Origin of the sequence: Microbacterium sp. SS28 (assembly GCF_022761035.1) — a bacterium.
Classification (GTDB): Bacteria; Actinomycetota; Actinomycetes; order Actinomycetales; family Microbacteriaceae; genus Microbacterium.
Genome location: NZ_JAKWJP010000004.1, coordinates 100698 through 122788, shown reverse-complemented (window position 1 = coordinate 122788; position 22091 = coordinate 100698). Strand labels below are relative to the sequence as shown.

The following is a 22091-nucleotide window of genomic DNA, read 5'->3' as shown; positions in this document are numbered from 1 at the left end:
CCGGGCATGGTGGTCCAGCGCAACACGTGGCAGCGCGAGCGCGTCCGCGAGGCTCTCGCAGACGCCCGCGGCTTCGTGAGCGCGCAGTCGCTGCACGCGACCCTCCGCGGCGAGAACACGGGCATCGGACTCGCGACCGTGTACCGCGCCCTCGCGGGGCTGGCGGCGCAGGGCGACGCCGATTCGCTGCAGAGCCCCGAGGGCGAGAGCCTCTACCGCGCCTGCGCGACCCGCGGCCACCACCACCACCTCATCTGCCGCTCGTGCGGGCTCGCCGTCGAGATCGAGGCGAAGGACGTCGAGCAGTGGGCGAAGGCGACGGCCGCCGCGAACGGCTTCATCGAGGCCGAGCACATCGTCGACATCTTCGGGCTGTGCGCCTCCTGCGCCGCGGCCCGGGCGAGCGAGCGTGACGCGGACTGAGCCGGCGGCGGTCGCCGCGCGCCCCGGACGGGGTCGCGGGATCGTCTGGCTGGTCATCGGCACGGCCCTCATCGGGCTGCTCTTCGCGATCGACGCGCTCGCGCCGTCGCTCTACCCCGTCGCGCTTCCGACGCGCGTGCAGGACGGCCTGACGCTCGCGCTCAGCGTCCTCATCGAGTCGCTGCCGTTCGTCGTGCTCGGCGTGGTCCTGTCGATCGTCGTGCAGGTGTGGATCCCCCCGGGGGTCATCGAGCGATGGATGCCGCGCCGCGCGTGGGCGCGCCGCGCCGTGCTGTCGCTGCTCGGCATGGTCGTGCCGGTCTGCGAGTGCGGCAACGTCCCCTTCGCGCGCGGACTTCTGCTGCGCGGCTTCACGGTGCCCGAGACGCTCACGTTCCTCATGGCGGCGCCGATCGTGAACCCCATCGTCATCATCACGACGCATCAGGCGTTCGGCTTCGACGACGGCATCCTCATCGCGCGCCTGCTCGGCGGGTACGCGATCGCGAACCTCATCGGCTGGCTGTACAGCCGGCATCCCGACCCCGACGCCCTCCTGACCGACCGCTTCGCCGACACGCGCGCACTCCGGTGGGCCGAGGGCCCCGCGCTCACGGGGCGGGGGCGTCGCAGCCTCGCGCAGTTCGTCGTCGAGCTGCGCGCCGTGCTGCCCGCCCTCGTCATCGGCTCGGCGCTCGCCGGGGCCGTGCAGGTGCTCGTCCCGCGCGACGCGCTGCTCGCGATCGGCTCGGACCCCGCCCTGTCGATCGTCGCGATGATCGTCCTCGCGATGGTCGTCTCGATCTGCTCCAACGTCGACGCGTTCTTCGCGCTGTCGTTCGCCTCGACGTTCACCCCGGGGTCGATCGTGGCGTTCCTGCTCGTCGGCCCGCTCGTCGACGTCAAGATGCTCGCCCTCCTGCGCACGACCTTCACGACGCGCGTCCTCGTGGGGCTCGTCGTGATCGTCGTCGTCTCCGCCTTCGCGATCGGAACGGTGGTGAACCTCATTGCCTAGCCTTCGCGCACTTTCGACCCGCTGGCTCGGCGTCGGGCTTGCGAGCGTGCTCGCCGTCCTGACGCTGGGGCTCGCCGCGACGGGACGCCTCGGCCTGTACATCAACCCCGACTCGACCTGGTTCGCCGTCGCGATGGCCGTCGTCGTGCTCGTCGGAGCAGTCCTGAGCTTCCTGCTGCCGCTCGGCGCCGAGGACGACCACGAACATGGTCACGACCACGGTCACGACCACGGCGAGCACCGCCGACGGCCGCTCGCTGCCGCCGCGACCGCGATCGGCGGGGTCGCGGCATCCGTCCTCGTCCTCACGGCGCTCGTCGCCCCGCCCGCGTCGCTGTCCGCCGAGCTCGCGATGTCGCGCGACATCGACGCCCCGCCGCTGTTCGCGGGAGCGGATGCCGTCGCCCTCGCGACCTCGGGAGATACGGCGTCGTTCGGCGTCGGCGAGTGGGCGACGGTGTTCGCGACGGCGACCAACCCCGACACCTACGACGGCGACCCCGTGACGCTCACGGGCTTCGCGACGCCGGGCGACACGGGCTTCGACCTGACGCGCCTCGTCATCACGCACTGCGTCATCGACGCGCAGCCCGCGAGCATCCCCGTCGACATCGGCGCGGCCGCCCCCGAGACGGGCACGTGGCTGCGCATCACGGGCACCGTCCGCGCGAGCGCCGACGGGCGCCTGTCGATCGTCGCCGAGAGCGTCGAGCGCATCGACGAGCCGGGTGACCCGTATGAGTACTGAGACCCCCGCACCCGCCGTGACGCGTGGGTCGGCGCCCCGCGGCTCGGCGCCCGGAACGCGGCGAGCCCGGTCGCGCCGGCGCCGCGGCCGCGCCTTCGCGCTCGCGTTCACGGGCGTCGTCGGCGCGCTCCTGCTCGTGGGCATCGCGGGTGCAGCGGCGAGCACGGCGCGGGGACCGCGCGCCACGGACGTGCAGGTGGATCCCGCGGCGGCGGTCGCGGCATCCGGCGCCCGACTCATCATCACGACGTCGCAGGCGCTGAAGGATGTCACGCCCGAGCAGGTCACGATCACGCCCGCGACGCCCTTCGCCGTCGATACGGCGGGTCGCAGCGTCGGCATCCGGTTCGCGAACCCGCTGTGGGACGACACGCAGTACACGATCCGCATCGATGACGTCCAGGGCGTCGGCGGTGGCCCCGCCCGCACGATCGAGCAGACGTTCCGCACGGCCGAGGCCGAGCTGTTCGTCCTGCAGCGCGGCGACGAGCAGGACACGATCTTCCGCACCGACCTCACGGGCGAGGACGCGGTTCCCGTCTACCGGCACCCTCATATCGAGGACTTCCGCACGACGTCGTCGCATCTCGTCGTCTCGGTGCGGGGCGCCGCGCCGTCCGACGAGCGGGGGTCGTTCGGTCCCGCCGCGCTCGTCGTGACCGACCTCGACGGCGGCGACGAGCGCACGCTCCCGCTGCCGGGCGAGGGCTCGATCACGAACCTGCAGAGCGCCGATCGCGGCGAGCTCGTCGGCTACACCTTCACCGACGACTCGCTCGGCGCGTCGGGCGGGCGCGAGAGCATGCTCTTCACGACGTCCCTCAAGGACCCCGACGCCGAGCCCGTTCCCATCGAGGTGGACGGCGCCGACAGCCGCGTCGTGCAGTGGCGGTTCGTACCCGATTCGGGGAGCGTCCTGTTCATCGGGTTCGACGGGACCCTGTGGCTGACGGATGCCGCGGCCGAGGGCGCGACTTCGCTCGGCACGGCGCTCGCCCTCGACGACGTCACGGCGTCGGGCGCCGTCGTGGAGCGGGCCGAGGGCCTCGTGCTGCTCGACCTCACGACGGCGACCGACGCGCCGCTCGTGGAGCCCGACACCGATGCGGGCCAGCTGCGGACGGTGCAGGCCGTGCCCGGCGGCGGGACGCTGCGCCTCTCGGCGCCGCTCGACGCGGACGGCATCCCGGACGGCTCGGTGCTCTCGTTCGTCGCCGAAGACGGCACCTCGAGCGTCGTCGCGACGGCGCCGCGCGAGGACTCCGTCATCCGCACGTGCGTCTCGCCGAGCGGACGCTACGCCCTGTGGGTCGTCGCGCCCGACATCATCGCCAACCCCTACGACACGTACCTGCTGCCGATGCCGAAGCAGTCCGAGAGCCACATCGTCGAGATCGCGACCGGCGAGCCCGTCGTCGCCCTCTCGGGCTTCGACAGCTCGTGGTGCCGAGTGCCGCCGCAGTGACGACCGCGCTGCGCGCGGCCCGCCGCGACGACTTCCTCGGCCTCCCCGCCGAGGTCGCGCCGCGGCTGCTGGGCGGCGTCCTGCGGGTCGCGATCGCGGACGAGACGATCGCGGTGCGTCTTACGGAGGTCGAGGCGTACCACGGGCGCGGCACGGGTCCCGTCGTCGACCTCGGTTCGCACGCCCGGATGGGCCCGACGGCGCGCAACGCCACGATGTGGGGCGAACCCGGTCACCTCTACGTGTACCTGAGCCACGGCATCCACTCGTGCGTCAACGTCGTGTGCGGGCCCGAGGGCGTCGCGGGCGGAATCCTGCTGCGCGGGGCCGAGGTCGTCGAGGGAGTGGATGCCGCACGCCGGCGCCGCCCCGCGGCGCGCTCCGATCGCGATCTCGCGCGGGGTCCCGGCCGCCTCGGCGACGCCGTGGGGCTGCGGCATCCCGTGCACGACGGCATCGACGCCATCACGGGGGCCCCGTGGCATGGCGCTGTCGCACGCCTCGAGCTGCCTGCCGAGCCGCTCGTCTCCTTCGCGGCGGGACCCCGGGTCGGCGTCGCGGGTCACGCGGGCACGGACGCCTTCCCCTGGCGCTTCTGGATCCCGGGCGACCCGACGGTCTCGGCCTTCCGGTGGGGCAGAGGCGCCGCCGTGGCGAACGGGAGCTGAGCGGCGCCGGCGCCTCGAGACCTCACCGCAGCGACGTCACCGCGACGAACGCCGTCCGCATCTGCCGCACGCGGCGCTCGTAGGTCGCGGCCAGGAAGATGAGCAGCGCCCCGCCGATGCCGAGCCACAGCCACCACGGCACGACATCGTAGCCGGCGCGGATCCACGGCCAGAGCTGCGCGACGGCGTGCGTCACGACGATGATCGAGCCGAGTACGAGCGGAGCCTGCAGCCGCAGGACCGCCCCGACCACGACCATCGCGATGCCGACGACGCCCAGCGCCACGACCCGCCACAGCTCCGTCTGCCCGAAGTCCTGCACGAGCGACGGGACGGTCAAGAGCGCGAGCCACGGGCCGAGCGAGGGCCACGTGCGCACGCCGGGATCGCGCGTGAGCCGGAAGGCCCCGTACGCGATGCCGCCGAGCGCGGGCGGCACGGAGACGAGCTCGAAGGGTTCGATCCCGACCACGGCGACGGCGGCGATGCCGAAGAGCGGCGCGGCGGCCGCCGCGGCGATGAAGATCGTGACGTCGATCCGCGTGCGCCACACCGCGCCGGCCACGGCTGCCGCGGTCAGGACGCTCATCGTGAGCACCGTGCGCGCATCCTGCACGGCCTCGGGCTGCGCGAGCGCCGACTGCGTCTGCAGCACGAGGAACTCCGCCGCGGCGAAGGCGACGACGGCCGCACCCAGGACTGCACCCGCCGCCGAGCCCATCTTGCGGGTCGGGACGGCGCGCAGGGCCGTGAGGACGATCGCGAGGACGATCGCGCCTCCCGCGAGCACCCAGAAGTCCGCTTCGAACCCCGGCTGCGTCAGGACGGCCGCGAAGCGCACTCCGCAGGCCGCGACCGCGACGACGAGTCCGGCGATCGAGAGCACACCCGCGACCCCCGTCCACCGCCGGATGCCGAGCAGGGCCGCGCCGACAACGCCGACGGCCCCGCCGAGCGCCGCAGTGACGGCTGACGTCGCGAGCTCGCCGTCCGAGCGGGCGAGGACGACGTAGACGAGCAGCCCGGAGCCGAGTGCCGCGAGCAGCGTCGGCGGCCAGGTCGCGCGGTCGGCGCGCGACGTCGCCACGAGGAGGACGGCGACCGCCACTGCGCCGCACGCGGCGGTGACCGCCGCGGCCTCGGCGCTCGCGAGGGACGGCTCGGCGAGCGCCCGTGCGCCCATCGCGACGGCGGCGATGCCGAGCAGGAGTGCGCTGGGCTCGCGCACCGTCCACGAGTCGGGGATGCGCGAGAGGGCGGCCGCCGCGGCGGCGACGAGTGCCGCGACGATGACCGTCCAGACGCGTGCGGGCTCGGCGGGGGCGATGATGCTCGGGAGCGTCGCGAGGACGAGGCCGGCCAGCCACACGGGCGCTTCGGCACCCGGCAGGATCTGCGATTCACGGCGGCGCCGGAGGGAGCCCAGGACGGCGCCGGCCAGGAGCATCGCGGCGATCGGCAGCGACACCCACTCGACGTCGTCGGCCCCACCCTGCAGCATCGCCCCGGTCGCGACGACCGCGGCACCGCCGACCGCCGTCCACCGGGTGACGCCCGTGAGGGGCAGACGGTGCAGCGCTGCGGCGCCGAGATGCAGCGCCGCGAGGACGCCGAGGGCCACCGCGACGACCGCGGGGACATCCGTCGAGGGGTACAGCGCGATCACCGAGACGCCCAGCGCGAGGACCGGGACGAGGAGCGCGAAGACCCGCGTCGAGATGTCCGCGGGCCGCGCGACCGCCATGCCCAGGCCCGACGCGTATGCGACGCCGACGAGCAGCACGAGCCACGCCGACCCTTCGGGTCGGTCGTTCAGCGCCCGCTCGATCGTGACGAGTGCGACGCCGACGAGGGCCACTCCCGCACCCGCGAGAGCGGGGGGACGGATGCCGCGCAGCGGCGGTGCCGAGAGGGCGAGGCAGATCACGGCCGCGGCGACTGCGACGAGCGTGCCGCGCAGCGGGGCGCCGCTCCACCCTTCGACCGCCGATGGCCACAGCGCGAGGGCGAGGCCCGCCCCGAGGGCGACCGCGGCCTCGCCGCGTCGACGCAGCCACACGAGCAGTGCCGCGAAGGCGATGAAGGCGACGCCTGCGGGGATCGACTCGACCTCGGTCGTGAAGACCGTGCCCGGTGTGCCGGCCCCGAGCAGCGACCACCAGGCCACGACGAGGGCGATGACGGCGGGCCACACGAGGATGCGGCGCGGCGCGGCCGGGAAGGGTGCGCCGGTCGTGCGCGTCGCGAAGACGTCGGTCTCGGGGGAGGTGGCGGGTGCCGCCCACCCCGTCGTGGCGGCGAGGGCCGTGAACCCGAGCGCCGCGAGGCCCCACACTTCCCATACGTACTCGGACCCGATGGTCCAGACGACGATGAGCGCCGTGGCCACGGCTCCGATGTCGGCGGCGAGGCGCGTCATCCGCAGCGCCGGGGTGTCATCGCGCGCGAGCGCCGCCCACGCGCCGATCCCGACGACCGCGACGGCACCCGTGACCGGGACGATCGGGACGGCGCCGAGGTTGCGGACCCCGAGCACCCCGAGGGTCTCGTGGATCGCGTACGCGAGGGATGGCGCGACGAGGGCGGCGGACAGGTACGCGGTCGTGCCGCGCAGCCGCGTGCGGCCCGTGGCGATGAGAGCGAAGGCGGCCACGAGTGCGACGCCGCGGACGATCCCGAGAGCCGGGTCGGCGATGGCGCCGCGCAGCGGGGCGTCGGCCGCGGCATCCGCGATGAAGGAGTACCCGGCCGCCGTCCACACGAGCGTCGAGGCGACCAGAGTCCAGGCGGCGAGCGCGAGTGCCGAGCGCGTCGTCTCGTCGGTGCGTGCGATGAGCGCGACCGCCAGCGTCGCGAGGGCGACCCACTGCAGGAGCGCGACGGCGACCTGCCACTCGCCCCCCGACATCCCCGTGACCGCGCTGAGAGCCGCGGGAGCGATCAGGGCCGAGAGCGCCGCGATCGCGACCGGCGCGATCGCGAGCACCACGGCGATCTCGCCGGCCGGGCGCAGGAGCGCGCGCACGGCGATGGGCAGCGCGATCGCGATCGCGACGCCGATGAGCCACAGCCACGGCGCCGCCGTCCCGACTCCGTATGCGATGACGGTCGCGGATGCCGCGGCGAGGAGCCAGCCCGGGCGCGAGGTCGCCCGCACGAGCGCCAAGGTCGCGGCCACCGCGATCAGCACCGCGACGCCCACGAGGAGCGCGGGGACCCCGGATCGGGCTGCCCCCGCGAGGATCAGCAGCGCGGCGGTGACGACGCGCGCGTCGCCGAACCCGCGGCGGCGCAGCGACGGCGCCGCGAACAGGAGCGCTGCGAGCACGATCGCAACGGGGAGCGCGAGGAACGGCGCGTCCGCGCCGCCGTGCACCGCCAACGGATCCGTCGTCCAGGTCGACCAGTCGGACGAGAGGGCACCGACCCCGGTGTACGCCCACGAGATCATGACGCTCACGACGCTGAGGGCGCCGATGATGCCCGACGTCGCCCACGCAGCCTTCATCCCGCCGCGGCGGGCGCGCAGCGCGTCGACGGCGACGGCCGTGCCGACGGCGAGGAGCGGCGCGACGAGGATGCTGTAGACGGGTTCGACGACGCGGAATGCGAGCTGCCAGCCCAGCAGGCCGACGGCGGCGACGGCGACGGATGACGCGACTTCGGCGAGTCCGCGGGCGGCGGGCAGGGGCTCGGCCCCTTCGCGTGTGCGCAGCAGCACGGCGTGCGCGATGCCGACCCCGAGCACGCCGGCCGTCGACCAGACGAGCACGGGCACGGCGTCGGCCGTCAGGAGCGCCGCGGCTGCCGCCGCCGCCGTCAGCGAGGCCACGCCGATGACGGCGAGCACCGTGCGCTCGGGGATCGCCTCGGCGCCGGTGCGGGCGGACGACCACGGAGCAGGGACGGCGTGGAGGAGGCCGCCGGCCGCCGCTCCCAGCAGGCCCGCGACGAGCGCTTCCGTCGAGGGGAGGTCGAGGACGCCGCCGATGACGAGTCCGAGACCCGCGGGGAGCGCGAGGGCCGCCGCGACATCCGGTCCTCGCAGTCTCGACACTCCCGCCCATACGCGGCAGATGACCCCGATGACGAGCGCCGAGACGCCCGCGTAGACGGCCGGATCGCTCGCGCCCGTGCCGAAGAAGTCGTTGGCACGCACCGCCCAGGCATCGAGTCCCAGCAGCACGACGCCGAGCACCGCGATGCCCTCGGCCGTCGCCGTGAGTGAACGACGGCGCAGCAGCGACGCCGTGGCGATCGACGCGAGCGTGATCGCCCCGATGATGAGGGCCCGGACGGCGATCCCCCAGACGAACCACGCGTACACGAGGAAGAAGATCGCGGCGACGCCCACGAGCGTCACGCCGACGATGAGGAGCAGCACCGGCACCGAGAGCTTGCGTCGCGGTGCGCGCGGTTCAGCCGGCGGAGCCGCCGCGACGGGCGGCTCGCCCCGGAAGGGGGGCGGCAGGGTCGGGGCGGCAGGAGCGGAAGGGGATGCCGCGGCGGCCGGAGGCGCCTCGACGATCGCGGCCGGTGCCGCAGGGACGGGTTCGGCGAGGAGCATGGGCCCGGAGTCGACGACCGCCATCGGGACGGCGGCGGGAGCGGCATCCTGAATCGACACGACCTCGACGACCGGCGGGGCCATCGCGGCAGCCGCCGCAGCGGCGGCGGCCTGCAGCTGCGTGAGGCGGATCGCGTCCATGATGGCCTGGCGCTTGAGCTCGATCGACAGGATCTGGCCGCCCAGCTCGACGAGGCGCGGCGTGCGCGGATCGTCCAGCAGCAGGCCGCACTGGTCGCAGATCGGCGGCGAAGCCGGGGCGAAGCACGAGGGGCACCGTGTGGCGTCCGCGATCTCGTACGGTGACGACGGCCACAGGCGGGGCCGTTCAGGCGAAGCGGTCATCGCTCCTCGCATTCCGAGACATCATCGTCTCCCCAAGTCGTCTCCCCCAAGAGGCGTCCATGATGGCAGTTGTACCGCGCCGCATCCGCGAATCTTTGTAGCCTGTTGATAACGCGCGCGGCGATTCGCCTGTGGAGGCGAGCCAAAGGCTCTCGCCTGTCCGCCGTTCTGGGGACAGGTGTCCTCCGTGCTAGACTGACTCTTCGTCTGCGCGCACTCCTGCACGCAGTTTCGTGCCCACTCCCTCTTCCAGACCGGAAACGGTCGACTGAGGCGTGGGTGCAGACAAGGGATCTTGGGTGGGGCCGTCCGGCCTCACGGTACTAAGGAGACATCACTATGGCAGCAGTGTGCCAGGTGACTGGAGCAGTTCCCGGCTTCGGTCACAACATCTCGCACTCGCACCGCCGGACGAAGCGCCGCTTCGACCCGAACGTGCAGAAGAAGACCTACTTCGTTCCGTCGCTGGGTCGCAACATCAAGCTCAACGTCTCGGCGAAGGGCATCAAGGTCATTGACGCACGCGGCATCGAGTCCGTCGTCAAGGACCTCATCGCGAAGGGTGTGAAGCTCTGATGGCCAAGAAGGCTCAGGACGTCCGTCCGATCATCAAGCTGCGCTCGACGGCCGGCACGGGGTACACCTACGTGACGCGCAAGAACCGCCGCAACAACCCCGACCGCATCGTGCTCAAGAAGTACGACCCGGTCATCCGCAAGCACGTCGAATTCCGAGAGGAGCGCTGATCCCATGGCCAAGAAGAGCAAGATCGCGCGCAACGAGCAGCGCAAGGTGGTCGTCGACCGCTACGCCGCCAAGCGCGCCGAACTGAAGAAGGCGCTCGTCTCGCCCGAGTCGACCGACGAGCAGCGCGAAGCCGCTCGCCTCGGCCTGCAGAAGCTGCCGCGCAACGCGTCGCCCGTGCGCCTGCGCAACCGCGACGTCATCGACGGTCGCCCCCGCGGCAACCTCTCGAAGTTCGGCATCTCGCGTGTCCGCTTCCGCGACATGGCGCACCGTGGCGAGCTGCCCGGCGTGACCAAGTCGTCCTGGTAAGCATTCGCTGACCGCCGAAAGGGCGGGGGTTCCTCGGAACTCCCGCCCTTTCGCGTTCCCGCCCCGTACGAGATACGCCCCGTCGCATTGCGCAAGCCCCCCGCTGCGCGGCGAGGAGGCTGCTTACACTCTCGGCAGGTGAAGGGAGGGGAGTGGGATGCCGCTGGATCCGGTCTTCGCCGAGCGCCTCCGCGTCCACCGGCGATACCTCGCCGACAAGGCGATCACCGAGATGCGGGCCCGGCTCGCCACGCTGCTGCCGTTCGGGCGTGTCGCCTTCCCGGCGGCCGCCGTCCGGCCCACCGGCCCGGCCGTCGCCGAGCCGCTGTCCGAGCCCTCCCGCGCTCCTCTCGGTCCGCGCGCCCGAGCACGAGCCCGCAATCGTGCGGCGGCCGTCGCCTGGGACCGCAAGGAGCTCAAGACCGTCGGCACGCGGGGTCCCGGCATCCCGATCACAGAGCATGTCGTCGACGTCGACGGCTTCCCCGCCGTCCGCGTGCGGATCTACCACCCGCGCGAGCCCGACGGGCACCTCGTGCCGGGGTGCCTCGCCCTGTACGGCGGCGCGTTCCGCATCGGCGGGATCGACTATCCGTCGACGGATGCCGGCTACCGCCGCCGCGCCGCGGACTCCGGTGTCGCGATCGTCGCGGTCGACTACGCGCTCGCACCGGAGCACAAGTTCCCGACGCAGATCGAGCAGGCGCACGCGGCGCTCGTGTGGCTCTTCGCGCACGCCGCGAGCTTCGGGATCAACCGGGATCGCATCGGGATCATGGGGACGTCGGCGGGCGGCAACATCGCCGCCGCCGTGACGCTGCTCAATCGCGATCGCAGCGCGCTGCCGCTGCGGCTGCAGGTGCTCGAGGTGCCCGTCACCGACCTCACGGGCGCGCACATCGACCTCGCTGCGACGCGCGCTCTCGGCATCCCGAGCTTCCTCGCTCGCCGGGAACTGCGCTCGGTCGTGCGGACGTATCTGCGCAAGGCGCGCGATGCGCGCACGCCGTACGCCTCGCCGCTGCTCGCGGACTCGCACGAGGGTCTTCCCCCCGCGGTCGTCCTGACCGCCGAGTACGACCCGCTGCGCGCCGACGGCGCCGCCTACGCGGCGGCGCTGCGGGCGGCCGGAGTCGAGGCGAGCGCCGTGCAGTACCTCGGCGTGACGCACGACACCCCCATGTTCACGGGCGTGCTGCCGGCGGCCCGCCGCTGGCATTCCGACATCGTCACGGCGCTGCGCAGCCTGCACGCCTGAAGGCGGGTGTCGCGATCCGGCCGGCCTCGGCTCAGTCGAAGGTGACGCGCACGAGGGGGCTGTCCGCGACCCACCGATCGGGATGGGCGACGCGCTGCGGCGATCCTCGACGGGCGTAGAGCGCGTCGATGCCCGTGATGATGGCGTCGAGGAGCGCCGCGCGCTCGCCGGGATCGGTCACCGGCTCAGCGGTCGCTGAGAGGTCGGCGACCACTTCATGCTTCAGATGGAATGTGAAGCGCGGGTGGGCGAGCAGGTTCGCGTACCAGGCGCGAGGGCCGGGCAGTCCCGTCAGGTAGACGGTCCCGTCGACGTTGTGGAACCAGATCTCGATGCGTCGCGGCTCGCCCGAGCGGGCGCCGGTCGTGGTGATGTCGACTGTGTGGTCCCGTGACGTCGAGCCGGGGCCGAGGCTCAGAGCGTGCGCGATCGCGGCTTCCATCGTGCGGCAAGTCTAGGTGCGGCGGTTGTCGGCGGTGCGTGCCAGGGTGGTCGCATGCGACGCATCGGTGCGATCTTCACGCCCTACTCCCCGCCCGAGGCGCTGCGCGAAGCCGCGCTCGCCGCCGAGGAGGCGGGGGTTCCCGAGCTGTGGCTGTGGGAGGACTGCTTCCGCGAGTCGGCGTTCGCCGCGGCATCCGCCGTCCTCGCCTGGACCGATCGCCTGCGGGTCGGGATCGGGGTGGCGCCGATGCCGCTGCGCAACGTCGCACTGACCGCCATGGAGATCGCGACGATCGACCGCCTCTTCCCGGGGCGGCTCATCCCCGGTGTCGGGCACGGAGTGCTGCCGTGGATGGCGCAGGTCGGCGCGCGCGCCGCCTCTCCGCTGACGCTCATGCGCGAGTATGTGCCGGCGCTGCGGTCGCTGCTCGCCGGCGACGAGGTCAACACCGACGGCCGATACGTGACGCTCGACCGGGTGCGCCTCGACTGGCCGCCGGCGCAGGCGCCCGCCATCGTCGTCGCGGGAGAAGGCCCCAAGACGGTGCGGCTGACGGGCGAGGTCGGCGACGGCACGGTGCTGCCCGCGGGGAGCAGCCCCGAGCGCATCGCGCGCACTCTTGCGATCGCCCTCGAGGGGCGGGCCGCTGCGGGCCGGGATGCGGCGCACCAGCTCGTCGTCTTCGTCGCGGCGGCGTTCGGCGGCGACGACGCGAGGGCCGCGCTCGCCGAGGATCTCGAGCGCGAGAACGGGTCGGTCGACCCTGCGCTGCTCATCGCCGGCGACGCAGCGGGCATCGCCGAGGCCATCGAGCCGTTCTATGCGGCGGGTGCCACGTCGGTCATCCTGCAGCCGCGCGAGCACGAGGCCGACCTCGTGGGCTTCATGACGGGCGTCGGCGCGGTCGCGCAGCTGATCGGCTGATTCTCGCGGTCCCCGCGGCCCGCACGGCAGAAGGCCCGGAGCTCAGCGAGCCCCGGGCCTTCCTCTCCGTATCCCACCGCGGACACCGGATCCCGATCGAGAGACGCGCGGCCTCTCGCCCGGGATCCGGCCTCCGAGGAGGACGGGATGCTACTTCGCGACCTCCGTCACGGCGTGCGCCGTCGCCCACGCGAGGGCGTAGTCCGCGATCTCCTCCCAGCCGTCCTGGCTCACGAGGCGGTGCGTGCGGCCCGCGTACTCCTTGTACTCGACGACGGCGGGGCTGCCGCTCTTCGCGTACTTCGCGACGATGGCCTTGCCGATCGCCGGCGGCACGACGTGGTCGATCTCGCCCGTGATGACGAGCAGCGGTGCACGGTCGGTGCGGCCGAAGTCGACGTGGGTGACGCCGCCCTTCTCATTGAGGACCGACGTGACGCCCTCGAAGAAGACCCGGTTGTACGAGTTGACGGCGTACTCCTCCCACAGGGCGTCGGACTCGCTGCGGGGCAGGTCGTTGCCGAACGTGAAGCGGAAGTGGCGCTTGGACAGCGGCTTGGCCCCGTTCTTGCCGAACGGGTTGGAGAGGATCGGCGTGCCGGTCCAGAGTGTCGAGAGCGGCAGGCTCGTGACGCCGGCGGGCTGTCCGGGCGCGACGCCGACGTAGGCGACCCCGAGACCGCGGTCGGCGAGCATCTGCGTGAGGACGCCGCCGAACGAGTGGCCGATGATGATCGGCTTCTCGGGGAGGGCCCGGATGATGCGCTCGTAGTTGTCGGCGATCTGCTTCAGTCCGATGCCCTTGAGCGCCTCGGGGTTCTTGCGGATGTCTTCGACGCTGCGGTCGTCGATTCCGGGCCACCCGGGGACGATGACCTGGTGGCCGGCGGCGCGGAAGCGCTCGGCCCACGTGTCCCAGCTCTTGGGGGTCATCCAGAGGCCGTGGATGAGGACGATGGGGGTCTTGGTCGTGGTGTTCATTTCAATCTCCTTGGTGGTGTTGCGGTGGGCTATGCTGTTGATAGTAGACCGAACGTTCTATCTACACCAGACTATTCCCAAACTTTTCTGAAATGGCACGATTGACCCCAGGAGGACACCTCATGAGCACGACGACGACGGATGCCGCGGCCCGCGTCTCACCCGCACGGCAGCGGCTGCTGGACGCCGCGACCGAGCTCTTCTACGGCGAGGGCATCCACTCGGTGGGCGTCGACCGCATCATCGAGGCGGCCGGCGTCACCCGCGCGACGATGTACAAGCAGTTCGCCGGCAAAGAGGGCCTCGTCCTCGAATACCTCCGCGGCGAGGACGCGGGGCTGCGCACGCTCTTCGCGCAGGCGGCCGGCGTCTCGGACGACCCCGACGTGCTGCTCGAGCTCGTCGTCGAGGGCATCGCGGCCGACATCCGCGATCGCCACACCCGCGGATGCCCCTTCATCAACGCCGCCGCGGAGTACCCCGACGAGGGCCCCGTGCGCGCGCTCATCGCCGATCACCGGGAGTGGTTCCGTGGCACGCTCCAGCACCTCGCCGAGGCCGCCGGACTGACCGATCCGGCCGACGTGGCGGCATCCCTCGTCCTCCTTCGCGACGCCGCACTGGTGGGCGGATACCTCGACGGAGAGGACCGCGTGGCGCCCGCATTCGCCCGAACGGCGCGAGGAGTCATCGCCGCATCCCGGCCCTGATCGGGCGTCACATCGGTAACAAAAGCCCCATCAGACACTCGACACGCCGGTCAGAATGCCCAAAACCCGCGAAAATCCGCGGATTCCGGGCCATGTCGGCTACATTCGAGGCGGTCGCACAGACCAAGCCGGGGGGCATCCGTCGCCCGGTCCGAGCAATCAAAGGCGGCAGTTCCGCCGCCTTGGAGGACAACCACAATGGCCGACAAGTCCATCACCAAGACCGAACTCGTCGCGAGCATCGCCAGCGCGACGGGCCAGAGCCAGTCCGCGGTCTCGGGCGTGCTCGACTCCCTCTTCGCCACCGTGGCCGAGGCGGTCGCCAAGGGCAACAAGGTCTCGATCCCCGGCTGGCTCGCTGTCGAGCAGGTCGCGACGTCCGCTCGCACGGGCCGCAACCCGCAGACCGGTGCCGAGATCAAGATCCCCGCGGGCAAGCGCGTGAAGGTCACCGCCGGCTCGAAGCTCAAGGCTGCCGTCAAGTAACGGGAAGCTTTCAGAGGGGGGATGCCGCGCTCGCGGCATCCCCCCTCTGCCTGTTCAGCGCTGGCTCGGGCGTTTCGTCCCGCTTCGCTCGCTCAACGACCGAGTGGGAACACGCCACGTAGGCTTGAACGGTGATCCCCACGCCCACTCCACGTGTCGCCCGCGCGCCGCGCGGAGCCTCCGGGCGCGTGGGCTCGCCCCGTGCGCTGCGGGTCGCCGGCCCCGCGATCCTCGTCGCGGCCGCGCTCGCGGCCCTCGTGTGGGGACTCGCGCTGGGCGGAGGCGCGGCACCGCTCGTCATCGGCGATCCCGGGCCCTGGGTGCGCTGGGGGCTCCCCACCGCGAAGCTCTTCGTCAACCTCTCGGGGGCCGGCATGGTCGGCGCGCTCGTGACGGCGCTCTTCGCGCTGAAGGCGGGGGAGCGGGAGTTCGACGCGGCCCTCGATCTCGCTTCGATCTCGGCCGCGGTCTTCACGACCGCCGCCGCCGCGACGGGCTTCCTCACGTTCCTCGACGCGTTCAACCCCGAGGTCAGCGCAGCCCCCGAGTTCGGCGCGCAGCTGGGCCGGTACCTCGTCGAGACCGAAGTGGGCCGCACGTGGCTCATCACGATGATCGCGGGGGCCGCGCTCACGGTGCTCGCCTTCGCGGTGCGCGGGTGGACGGCATCCCTCTTCGTCGCGATCCTCGCCGTCGCCGCGCTCGTCCCGATGGGGACGCAGGGCCACTCGGGTGAGGAGTCCAACCACTCCGCGGCCGTCATGGCGCTCGTCCTGCACATCATCGGCGCCGCCGTCTGGCTCGGCGGACTCCTGCTGCTCGTCGTGATCCGCCCCCTCGTGGGCCGTGACGGCATCGCCGCCGCGCTCTCGCGGTATTCGAGCATCGCGCTCGCGGCCTTCGTCGTGGTCGCGATCGCCGGCACGGCGCGCGCCGCCATCGGCCTCGGCTCATGGGAGGCGCTCGCGAGCGACTACGGCGTCATCCTGCTCGTCAAGATCGCGGCGCTCCTCGCGATCGGCGTGCTCGGCGCGGGCTATCGACGACGGCTCATCGGGCGCATGGGCGAGGACGCGGCATCCCGTCGCTTCTGGTCGCTCATCGCCCTCGAGCTGGGCTTCATGGGCATCGCGAGCGGGGCCGCCGCGGCCCTGGCCCGCACGGCCCCTCCGACGAACTCGGCGCTGCCCGAGGTGCGCACCCCCCCCGAGATCCTGACGGGCGCCCCGCTGCCTCCCGAGCTGACGATCGAGCGGTGGTTCACGTCGTGGGACGTCGACCTGCTCTGGGCCTTCGCGGCAGGCTTCGGCATCTTCTTCTACCTCGCCGGGGTGTGGCGCCTGCGTCGCCGCGGCGACGGCTGGCCCGTGCATCGCACGATCTTCTGGGTGCTGGGGCTCGTCCTGCTGTTCTGGGTGACCTCGGGCCCCGTCAACGCGTATCAGGACTACCTGTTCAGCGTGCACATGGTCGGGCACATGCTGCTGTCGATGGCCGTGCCGCTCATGCTCGTCGTCGGCGCCCCCGTGACCCTCGCCGCACGGGCCATCCGCAAGCGCGACGACGGCACCCGCGGCGGCCGCGAGTGGATCCTGTGGGCCGTGCACTCACCGGTCGCCCGCGTCGTGACGCACCCCTTCGTCGCGGCGGCGCTCTTCATGGGCTCGCTGTGGCTCTTCTACTTCACCGACCTGTTCCGCTGGTCGCTCTACGACCACCTCGGGCACGAGTGGATGGTCGCGCACTTCCTCGTCACGGGGTACCTCTTCGCGCTGTCGCTCATCGGGGTCGACCCCGTGCCGTACCGCCTGCCGTACCCGGGCCGCCTGCTGCTGCTCATCGGCATCATGGCGATGCACGCCTTCTTCGGCATCGTCCTCATGATGCAGACGGGGCTCATGGTCTCGGACTGGTTCGGCGCGATGGGCCGCACGTGGGGCGCCACGCCCCTCGAGGATCAGTACGTCGGCGGCGGCATCGCATGGTCGATCGGCGAGATCCCGACCCTCATCCTCGCGATCACCGTCGCGATCCAGTGGAGCCGCACGGATGACCGTCAGCAGCGGCGCCGCGACCGGCACGTCGACCGCTCGGGCGACGCCGAGCTCGAGGCGTACAACGCGCGCCTCGCCGAGCTCGCCGAGCGCGACGCCCGCGCCGGGCGCTGACGCGGGCCGCGGCATCCGTCGTCACGTTGTTCGGACGATTGCACCGAAATCGGATCAACGTCGCTGATCCATCCGAATTCGGTCGAATGGGCCGAACGTCGTGGTCAGCGGGGCGGATGCTCGGGGTTGGGGTTGGGGTCGGGGTTGGGGTTGGGGTCGGGGGAGCGTGCGGAGCGGTGGGGCCGCCGGGCGCTGACTCCCCCCGCTGAGGCGGTCAGACGGGGCGGGAGCGACCGTCCGGGTCGTCGTCCCACTTCGTGCCGTCGAGGTCTCCGCGCAGCTCTCCCGTGAGCTCGTCGACGGCGGCGCCGACGGTCGGCGCGAAGCGCTCGGGCGGGAAGCGGTCGGCCATCCCGTATTCGCGCAGCGTGTCCTTCACGGGATCCTTCATCTCGGCGATGATGAGCCGGATGTCGTGGACCTTGAGATAGTCGTCGAGTTCGACGAGCTCGTCGATCGCCGTCGTGTCGATGTCGGTCATGGGCTCGGCGGCGAGGATGACGGTGTGCACGCCGGGCTGCGCCGCGTCGACGCGCGCCCGCACCCAGTCGTCGAAGACGCCGCCGTTGGCGAAGAAGAGCGGCGCGTCGAAGCGCACGATGACGATGCCGGGGATGCGCTCGCCGTCCTCGGGGTAGCGCGAGAGGTCGTGGTAGCCTCGCAGGCCCTTCACGCGCCCGAGCTCGGCCTTGTAGGGCCGCCACGACCGGTTCACGAACGCGAGCAGTGACAGCATGATCGTCACGACGATGCCCTCGAGCACGCCGAACACGAGGACGCCGAGGAACGCGGCGAGCGAGAGACCGGCATCCAGCCTGTCCATGCGCCACAGCGCGCGGAAGCCGCTCACGTCGATGAGGCTCGTCGCGGCGCCAATGACGACGGCCGCGAGCACGGCCGACGGCAGGAACTCGGTGAGGCCCGGGGCGAGCAGGATGAAGCCCAGGATGAGGGCGGCGCCCACGACGCCCGTGAGCTGCGTCTTCGAGCCCGCCTGCTCGGCGACGGGCGTGCGCGACGACGACGCCGAGACGGGGAAGCCGCCGAGGAAGCCGCCCGCGATGTTGGCGATGCCGATGCCCGACATCTCCTGGCTGCCGCTGACGGACTCGCCGCGCCGCGCCGCGAAGGTGCGCGAGAGGACGGCGCTGTCGGTGAAGGCGACGAGCGCGATGCCCGCGGCTGGTCCTGCCAGGGCGCCGACGTCGCCCCACTGCAGTCCCTCGAGCGCCGGCGCGGGAAGTCCCTGCGGCAGTGCGCCGACGACGGGCAGCGCATCCGAGAGTCCGAAGACGCCCGTCACGATCATCGACAGCACGACGACGACGAGCACGCCGGGGACGGGGGACTTGAGCCACTTCAGGACGAAGATGACCACGAGCGACAGGATGCCGAAGGCCGCCGCGAGGGGGAGGATCTCGCCCGCGCCGATCGCCTGCGCGATCGCGACGAACTCGCGCCACACGCCCGATGCGTCGGTCGAGAAGCCGAGCAGCTTGGGGATCTGCGAGACGATCACGAGCACCGCGATCGCGTTGAGGTAGCCGACGCGGATCGGCTTGGACAGCAGGTCGGTCACGAAGCCGAGCCTGAGGATTCCGCCGAGCAGCAGAAGGGCGCCGACCATGATCGCGAGCAGCCCCGCGAGGGCGATCGCGCGCTGGCCGTCGGCGAGGGCGAGGGGCAGGATCGCCGCCGCGATGATGGGCGCGAGCGACGAGTCCGGGCCGAGCACGAGGACGCGCGAGGGTCCGAAGATCGCGTAGGCGACGAGCGGGACGATCGTCGCATAGAGGCCCGTCTCGGGCGGCAGGCCCGCGACCTCGGCGTAGCCCATGCCCGCCGGGATCAGCAGCGCCGTCACGACGATGCCCGCGCGCACGTCGGGCCACAGCCACGCCGCCTTGTACTGTCGCGCGACCCCGATACCGGGCACCCACCGGCCGATCCCCGTCGATTTCGCCATGGTCGCTCCTTCCGCGAACATCATGGCGGATCGTCCGCGCGCGAGGGTGGGCTCATCGTCCGCGGCGGGTGGGCGGCGGCCGGGCCCACGCGCCCGGAGGCTCCGGGCAGCGCGTCGGCGATGTCTGGAGGGGGCGTGAGGACCGCCCCCGCCGTCGATGGGGTGCGAAGCCTCCGGCCTGCGACCGACGCGTCAGCGCGTGTCGGTCGCGCCGACGACGATCGACGCCGTGCCGTCGGGCTGCACCGTGATGGTGCCCGTCATGAGGAACGGGACGTCCTCGCTGACGCGGCGCACCGAGCCGTCGAAGAGTGAGCGGATGTCGACCTCGATGTGCGCGACGGCCTCGGTGGCGGGGATCTTCCAGTTCGCGCCCTCGGGCTCGAGTGCGACGGTCGGCTGGCGGGCGATCGACCACTCCGGCGCCGAGACGATGCGGTCCTCTACGGGGAACCCGAACGGGCAGGCCGTCGGCAGCAGCACCTTCTGCGTCGCGCAGGTCGTGAGGAACTCCTCGACCCGCTGCTGCACGATGTCGGTGAACTCCTGAGTGGGCGCCGCCTGGATGCTCACGTCGGTCGCGTGTAGGGGACTGTCGGAGAGCACCGCGACGCCGCCCGTCGCCGAGATCGGGGTGTCGACCGCGACGGAGTAGACGCCAGGCGAGAAGACGAGCAGCGGCACCGGCGCGACCGGATCGGCGTCGACGCCCGCGGCCGAGACCTGGCGCTTGTCGACCTCGAAGCCGTTCACCTCGAAGCTCATCGAGCCGAGAACCGTGAGATCGACGACGGCGAGCGGGCTGCGGGCGAACCGCCACGTCGGCGCGAGTCCGATCTGGCCGTCCCGCTCGACCGTGAACGTCGTCGTGCCCGGGTAGCGTCCCGCCGTATAGGCGACGGTGACCTTCGTCGTGTCGCCGCCGGTCACCTCGGAAACGACCTCGACGTCGGTGAGCGGCGCGAGGGCCGCCGTGCGCAGGAGGGCGTCGGATGCCCCGATCGGCAGTCCCGCGGCCTCGAGCTCGGCCGAGTCCACCGCGACGCCCGCGACCGACAGCGCGTCGGCCGCACGGCCCTCCGCGAGCATCCCGAGATAGCGCTCGACGAACGCGCTCGGGCTGTAGAACTCGCGGTAGAGCACCTGCGACCCGGCTGCCACGGCGCCCGCCAGGAGCACCCCGACGACACCGAGGAGCGTCAGATCGAGCGCGAGCGAGCCGCGCCGGCGGCGGGGGGACGCCGCACGGGGATCCTGGGGAGGAGCGGACGGGATGTCGGGAGTGGACGTGGGGACCGTCGATCCACTCTGCTGCTTCTCCAGCCGCGGGGCGGGCGGAAGCACCGGCGACGCGCCTGCGCCGCCGGTCGTTTCGAGAGCCCCCCGGTCCACGCGAACAGTCTAGAAAAGGGCGGCCCGGAGAGTCCTGTACGTGACGAAGCGTGCACAGGTCGGCCGGGAGGCGACGTGCGGTCGTTACCATGAATCGGTGACCGCGCCGCCTCTCTCCGTCGAGCAGGAGGCGCTGTACCGGCTCATCGAGGACACGCGGGAGCACGTCTTCGTCACGGGCCGCGCCGGCACGGGCAAGTCGACGCTCCTCCAGCACCTCGCGTGGAACACCTCGAAGCAGATCGCGGTGTGCGCGCCGACGGGCGTCGCGGCGCTCAACGTCGAGGGGCAGACGATCCACTCGCTCTTCAAGCTGCCGCTCGGCATCATCGGGTCGCAGGACGAGGACCAGTCCGACGCGACGCGCAAGCTGCTCAACGCGATCGACACGCTCGTCATCGACGAGATCTCGATGGTCAACGCCGACCTCATGGACGCTATCGACCGCTCGCTCCGCAAAGCCCGCGGGCGACGCGGCGAGCCGTTCGGCGGCGTGCAGATCGTCATGTTCGGCGATCCGTACCAACTGGCGCCCGTTCCGCCGCGGGGCGACGAGCTGCGCTACGTCCAGGACCACTACCGGTCGTTCTGGTTCTTCGACGCGAAGGTGTGGGTCGGAGAGGCCGCGACCGAGGGGATCCTCGACGTCGGCACGTACGGCGCCGACCTCAACATCCGCGAGCTGGTCGACATACACCGGCAGGCCGATCCCGAGTTCAAGGCCATGCTCAACGCCGTGCGCCACGGCATCGTGACGGCCGACATCGCGCAGGTGCTCAACGACACGGGCGCGCGCACGCCTCCGCACCCGGCCGACGGCGAGCATCCGATCATCACGCTCGCGACCCGCAACGACATCGTCAACAACATCAACCGGCGGCACCTCGAAGAGCTCGTCGGACGCCAGCAGACAGCGACCGCCGAGGTCAGCGGGGATTTCGGACGGGGGGATGCCGCCTACCCCGCCGACCTCGAGCTGCGGCTCAAGGTCGGGGCGCAGGTCATGTTCCTGCGAAACGACACCGCCTCGTTCGGCGAGCCCGCCCGGTGGGTCAACGGCACGATCGGCACCGTGACCCGCATCGCGGGAGGAACCGTGCGGGTCGACGTCGAGGGCGAGGAGTTCGACGTCGAGCCATCGGTGTGGGAGAAGTACCGGTACTCGTACGACCCGGGCTCGAAGCAGCTCAGCCGCGACATCGTCGCGGAGTTCACGCAGTTCCCGCTGCGGCTCGCGTGGGCCGTGACGATCCACAAGTCGCAGGGCAAGACGTACGACCGCGCGATCATCGACCTCGGGTCGGGCGCCTTCGCACCGGGACAGACCTACGTCGCGCTGTCGCGGCTCACGTCGCTCGAGGGGCTGTACCTCTCACGTCCGCTGCGTCCGCGCGACATCCAGGTCGATCCCGATGTGCGCCGCTTCATGGCCGGGGTGCGCGCGAGTCGCTGATGCGCGTTGCTGATGCGC

Annotated in this window: 19 protein-coding genes; 14 read left to right on the top strand and 5 right to left on the bottom strand. The window is 72.1% G+C overall.

Going from position 1 to position 22091, the window contains the following annotated elements; all coding sequences use genetic code 11:
* Positions 1–9 precede the first annotated feature (9 nt).
* Genes MJ607_RS12270 through MJ607_RS12250 form a run of 5 tightly spaced genes read left to right on the top strand, consistent with a single transcriptional unit; the run spans position 10 to position 4322 of the window.
* Positions 10–423 carry a Fur family transcriptional regulator gene (locus MJ607_RS12270; protein ID WP_243076255.1) on the top strand — a complete coding sequence of 138 codons (414 nt, stop codon included), beginning with the start codon at positions 10–12 and terminating at the stop codon, positions 421–423.
* The gene (locus MJ607_RS12265; RefSeq protein WP_374238053.1) at positions 410–1441 is read left to right on the top strand and encodes a permease; all 1032 of its coding nucleotides are present in this window, start codon (positions 410–412) and stop codon (positions 1439–1441) included. Before MJ607_RS12270 ends, MJ607_RS12265 begins: the two co-directional genes overlap by 14 nt.
* Complete coding sequence (locus MJ607_RS12260) at positions 1434–2189, top strand: TIGR03943 family protein (protein WP_243075882.1); 756 nt, start codon at positions 1434–1436, stop codon at positions 2187–2189. Before MJ607_RS12265 ends, MJ607_RS12260 begins: the two co-directional genes overlap by 8 nt.
* Positions 2179–3654 (top strand): hypothetical protein, encoded by a 1476-nt coding sequence (locus MJ607_RS12255; RefSeq protein ID WP_243075881.1) that lies wholly within the window; start codon positions 2179–2181, stop codon positions 3652–3654. Before MJ607_RS12260 ends, MJ607_RS12255 begins: the two co-directional genes overlap by 11 nt.
* Entirely contained in the window at positions 3651–4322 is a 672-nt protein-coding gene (locus MJ607_RS12250) for a DNA-3-methyladenine glycosylase (protein WP_374238058.1), read from the top strand. Before MJ607_RS12255 ends, MJ607_RS12250 begins: the two co-directional genes overlap by 4 nt.
* Positions 4323–4344: 22 nt before the next feature.
* Here the strand turns inward: MJ607_RS12250 and MJ607_RS12245 are convergent, their stop codons facing one another.
* The gene (locus tag MJ607_RS12245) at positions 4345–9234 is read right to left on the bottom strand and encodes a DUF2157 domain-containing protein (protein ID WP_243076264.1); all 4890 of its coding nucleotides are present in this window, start codon (positions 9232–9234) and stop codon (positions 4345–4347) included.
* Between the two features lie 339 nt (positions 9235–9573).
* Between MJ607_RS12245 and rpmB the strand changes: the two genes are divergently transcribed.
* From rpmB to MJ607_RS12225, 4 genes are all read left to right on the top strand, one after another.
* On the top strand, positions 9574–9810 hold the full coding sequence (gene rpmB, locus MJ607_RS12240) for a 50S ribosomal protein L28 (RefSeq protein ID WP_165140428.1): 237 nt from the start codon (positions 9574–9576) through the stop codon (positions 9808–9810).
* Complete coding sequence (gene rpmG / locus MJ607_RS12235) at positions 9810–9980, top strand: 50S ribosomal protein L33 (protein WP_005051772.1); 171 nt, start codon at positions 9810–9812, stop codon at positions 9978–9980. The genes rpmB and rpmG overlap by 1 nt, the downstream gene beginning before the upstream one ends.
* A gap of 4 nt (positions 9981–9984) precedes the next feature.
* The gene (gene rpsN, locus MJ607_RS12230) at positions 9985–10290 is read left to right on the top strand and encodes a 30S ribosomal protein S14 (RefSeq protein ID WP_243075880.1); all 306 of its coding nucleotides are present in this window, start codon (positions 9985–9987) and stop codon (positions 10288–10290) included.
* Positions 10291–10447: 157 nt separating this feature from the next.
* Positions 10448–11548, top strand: a complete 1101-nt coding sequence (locus MJ607_RS12225; protein WP_243075879.1) for an alpha/beta hydrolase — start codon at positions 10448–10450, stop codon at positions 11546–11548.
* A gap of 31 nt (positions 11549–11579) precedes the next feature.
* Here MJ607_RS12225 and MJ607_RS12220 read toward each other — a convergent pair whose 3' ends face one another.
* Complete coding sequence (locus MJ607_RS12220; protein WP_243075878.1) at positions 11580–11990, bottom strand: nitroreductase/quinone reductase family protein; 411 nt, start codon at positions 11988–11990, stop codon at positions 11580–11582.
* A gap of 54 nt (positions 11991–12044) precedes the next feature.
* Between MJ607_RS12220 and MJ607_RS12215 the strand changes: the two genes are divergently transcribed.
* Positions 12045–12917: an LLM class flavin-dependent oxidoreductase gene (locus MJ607_RS12215; RefSeq protein WP_243075877.1), complete on the top strand. Its 873-nt coding sequence runs from the start codon at positions 12045–12047 to the stop codon at positions 12915–12917.
* A 150-nt stretch (positions 12918–13067) separates the two neighbouring features.
* On the opposite strand, the gene MJ607_RS12210 is transcribed toward MJ607_RS12215, so the two are convergent.
* Positions 13068–13898 (bottom strand): alpha/beta hydrolase, encoded by an 831-nt coding sequence (locus MJ607_RS12210; RefSeq protein ID WP_243075876.1) that lies wholly within the window; start codon positions 13896–13898, stop codon positions 13068–13070.
* Between the two features lie 122 nt (positions 13899–14020).
* Here MJ607_RS12210 and MJ607_RS12205 point away from each other — a divergent pair, with 122 nt between their 5' ends.
* The 3 genes from MJ607_RS12205 (at position 14021) to MJ607_RS12195 (ending at position 17262) form a co-directional block, all read left to right on the top strand.
* Entirely contained in the window at positions 14021–14608 is a 588-nt protein-coding gene (locus MJ607_RS12205) for a TetR/AcrR family transcriptional regulator (RefSeq protein ID WP_243075875.1), read from the top strand.
* Between the two features lie 198 nt (positions 14609–14806).
* Positions 14807–15094, top strand: coding sequence for an HU family DNA-binding protein (locus tag MJ607_RS12200; RefSeq protein WP_243075874.1), 288 nt, complete (start codon positions 14807–14809; stop codon positions 15092–15094).
* A gap of 188 nt (positions 15095–15282) precedes the next feature.
* Positions 15283–17262 (top strand): cytochrome c oxidase assembly protein, encoded by a 1980-nt coding sequence (locus tag MJ607_RS12195; protein WP_243076252.1) that lies wholly within the window; start codon positions 15283–15285, stop codon positions 17260–17262.
* Between the two features lie 214 nt (positions 17263–17476).
* On the opposite strand, the gene MJ607_RS12190 is transcribed toward MJ607_RS12195, so the two are convergent.
* Positions 17477–19228, bottom strand: a complete 1752-nt coding sequence (locus MJ607_RS12190) for a SulP family inorganic anion transporter (protein WP_243075873.1) — start codon at positions 19226–19228, stop codon at positions 17477–17479.
* Positions 19229–19420: 192 nt separating this feature from the next.
* On the bottom strand, positions 19421–20620 hold the full coding sequence (locus MJ607_RS12185; RefSeq protein WP_308193835.1) for a hypothetical protein: 1200 nt from the start codon (positions 20618–20620) through the stop codon (positions 19421–19423).
* 97 nt (positions 20621–20717) lie between these two features.
* Between MJ607_RS12185 and MJ607_RS12180 the strand changes: the two genes are divergently transcribed.
* Positions 20718–22073, top strand: a complete 1356-nt coding sequence (locus MJ607_RS12180) for an ATP-dependent RecD-like DNA helicase (protein ID WP_243075872.1) — start codon at positions 20718–20720, stop codon at positions 22071–22073.
* Positions 22074–22091: the final 18 nt, after the last annotated feature.